Raw genomic sequence first — 3029 nt, forward strand, 5'->3', positions numbered from 1 at the left:
ACGATAAACACCCATTACTTCAGGAAATAGGTAGCCGGGACCGCGGGAGGCTAAAAATAATGTTATAAAAAAATCTCCTGTTGAGAAATTTAATCCATAGGTAATTAAAGCATCATTTAATTCTTTTACATTTTTAAAAACAAGGGAGGTTGTATGCAAAGTCTTTCGCATTAAATTGTTTTCTAAATGTACTGAATTTACCGTCCTTTTTGGCCTAACATCAACTAATTTATTGTCTTTTGAAATATGACTTCTATGACAGCAGAAAAAATACTCCTTATTGTTAATTAAAAAATTAAGCTGTTTTTCAAGTTTTAGAGGGTCTATCCAATAATCATCGCCTTCCATTAAAGCAATATAATCACCTTTAGCAGAGAATCTAGTCCATATGCCATTTAGCCTTCTAACCAAATTTCCTTCCTGATCAAATAAGTGAGATAAAGATCTATCACGTAAGAAAAGTCTTATTTTATCGGGGTATTTTTTTGAATATTCTATACAGATTTTCCTGGTGTTATCAGTACTATCGTCCTCTCCAATAATCACCTCAAAAGTGAACGATGTTTTTTGATTTAAAATACTGTCTAATGCTTGCCTAATAAATTTTTCGTGATTATAAGTTTGAATACAAACAGATAAAAGAGGTTTTACCTTATTTATGGGTTTATTTTCTCCCAGATACTCTTTCTGCAAGGCAAATCTTTTACGTATTTCATGTTCATAATCATTCATAGTCCCTGAACAAACTTCTCCCAATTTTTAGTAATTTCTGGACCATTTCCGCTAAAAACTCTATCAAAAAAGGTTAAAGCCTCTTCTATTGAAAAATTATTATTAACCACATGTGGCCAAAACTTAACCTGATCTCTTATAATAACCAAATTAACCCTAATTGGTATGCTATCATAACCCAGTGCAGCTGCAGCAGAAGCTCTATGGTTGCCAGCTGTAAGCAACCATCTCCAATCACCGTCAGTATTCACCAAAGCTGTAGCCTTGGCATCACCATCAGAACTCGAATCTCTTTGATACCCATTTTTTTGAATACTCCGCAAAACATATAAAATTCGTTCAACCTCTATTTCCAACTTTTCCGCTGAAACAGGTCCACAAAACAACCAACCATCCTTTATTGTAAGATTTTTTCCTAAAACTTCATTTTCTTTAATGGCAGCCTTAACATAAGCATTTTTATATGACTCCACAGACCTTGCACGCCAAGGAAAAACCGCTGACCACGGTGGTTCGGAGTAAAAAACACTATTTTTTGAAAAATCTAAACCGAGCCAATCAGCTGCATTATGAGGCACGACCAACTCATAATACTTTGAATAAATACTTTTAAGGTATTCCTCAATACCTTTTTTTTGCAAACCGAATTCGACAGCTTTCTTTGCAGCAATAACGAAGATGGAGTTAGAATTTTTATCTAGAGAAAAACCAGGTTGTGATCGTCCATAAGCTATTCTAGAATCTAAAAGTGCATTATTAAAAATTTCAGAATACAAAAATGAAATTGGGTGATTAGTTGTTTTACGAAGATCAATTATAGACATATTTTTTGTTTTCCTAACTAAATTCATTTAATATATTCCAATCCAAATTAGGGGAATATCTGTATGAGGTGTAACTCGCACTATCGATCATCACCATATCATCAATGACTTTCAATCGCCCCTCCTCAATCCATTTAAAAGCTTGTAGGACTATTCTGCATTGATCGATAAATACAATGTGTCTAAGTTCATCAAATGAAAAAGTCAAGTTTAATGGAACACTAGACTGGACAATTATAGGACCTGTATCAACACCCTTATCAATAAAGTGAACTGTAGATCCTATAAATCGAACACCTGCTTTCATAGCTTTTTCAAAGCTACTTAAACCTGGAAATGCAGGTAAAATAGAAGGATGGATATTTAAAATCCTGTTTTTATAGGTCTCTAATAATTTACCCTTAAGGATTTTTGTGTATACTGAGAACACATAGTCGACTTTATTCTTCTGAATGAAATCTAAGAAGCAATCTGAAAATGACACACCTAACTCGGGTGAAAGTATAACAAATTCTTTATCAAAATTTTCTGCAACATTTTTCACTCCACAAATCCTGTCAGAAACAATAAAACTTACTTGCGAATTAAAAAAGGAATTCTGAAGTAACTTTGATAAAATACCTCCATTTGTCGAACATAAAACACAAATTTTCATGATTTCAATTATTAGATAAAACTACAAATGTGCAGAAAGATCCTCTCTATTTACATTGAACAATAAGTCTATTATTGATAAGCCTGCTTCAAAACCATCAAAGTTGGCTTGATTATATGATTTTAATTTGGGTTCTACAAATACTAGATCAATACCCTCATTGATAAAGTTTTTATGGTCATAAAGTTCTTTTCCACCAGCCATATTAAAATATGTATCCGCTTCTAATTCTTTGCAAATATCTATTATTCGAAATTCTCCATTGCCAATTATATCCCCATATTTTTTAGAGCTAACCTCAAAGCTAGTATCCAACCCAATATATTCGGCCACCATTTCAATAGATGCCACCGCATAATCAGAAATCAATTGATAATTAGAGGAAATCAATTCATGAATTAAAGGAAATACAATATTAAAATTTGTACACTTAGAGTATGCATGCTCAATCTTTGTTAGCAGCTTCTTTTTCCAAACAGGATTATTAACAACTGGTATCTCATTAATCAATTTATTTTGACTCGCTCCAACCAAAGGTATAGTGATTAAGTGTGGATTTCCATCAATTAATATTCTATTCCTATTAATCCAACCCCTTTTAATAAAATTAACATCATCAAAAAACACAAAAGTATCAACTTTGTTTATCAATTGAAAATAACCAATATAGGGAAAAAAATAAGGCTGCATTATCGCAACTTTCATAATTTAGGAAGCTTTTATAGTTGACACAATTCGAGACAATTGAACTTCACCCATTCCCTCATACACCGGCAAACACAAAACCCTCTTTGAAATATCTTCAGACATTGGCAAAT

The 3029-nt window shown here is 32.5% G+C and carries 4 protein-coding genes; all 4 read right to left on the minus strand.

Translation table 11 applies throughout. The features are described 5' to 3' along the window. A partial coding sequence (locus EA412_00105; GenBank protein TVR84854.1) for a glycosyltransferase occupies positions 1 to 732 on the minus strand: 732 nt, incomplete at its 3' end. Then, positions 729 to 1583 carry a hypothetical protein gene (locus EA412_00110; protein ID TVR84855.1) on the minus strand — a complete coding sequence of 285 codons (855 nt, stop codon included), beginning with the start codon at positions 1581 to 1583 and terminating at the stop codon, positions 729 to 731. The genes EA412_00105 and EA412_00110, both read right to left, overlap by 4 nt. Continuing rightward, the gene (locus tag EA412_00115; protein TVR84856.1) at positions 1570 to 2211 is read right to left on the minus strand and encodes a hypothetical protein; all 642 of its coding nucleotides are present in this window, start codon (positions 2209 to 2211) and stop codon (positions 1570 to 1572) included. Before EA412_00115 ends, EA412_00110 begins: the two co-directional genes overlap by 14 nt. Positions 2212 to 2232: 21 nt before the next feature. Continuing rightward, a complete protein-coding gene (locus EA412_00120) occupies positions 2233 to 2916 on the minus strand; it encodes a hypothetical protein (GenBank protein TVR84857.1) in 684 nt (227 codons plus the stop codon). Positions 2917 to 3029: the final 113 nt, after the last annotated feature.

This window comes from Chitinophagaceae bacterium (assembly GCA_007695095.1).
Classification (GTDB): Bacteria; Bacteroidota; Bacteroidia; order Chitinophagales; family REEL01; genus REEL01.

Coding starts and splice junctions, on each gene's coding strand:
- EA412_00110 (TVR84855.1), bottom strand. CDS start 1,583: ATGAATTTAGTTAGGAAAACAAAAAATATGTCTATAATTGATCTTCGT.
- EA412_00115 (TVR84856.1), bottom strand. CDS start 2,211: ATGAAAATTTGTGTTTTATGTTCGACAAATGGAGGTATTTTATCAAAG.
- EA412_00120 (TVR84857.1), bottom strand. CDS start 2,916: ATGAAAGTTGCGATAATGCAGCCTTATTTTTTTCCCTATATTGGTTAT.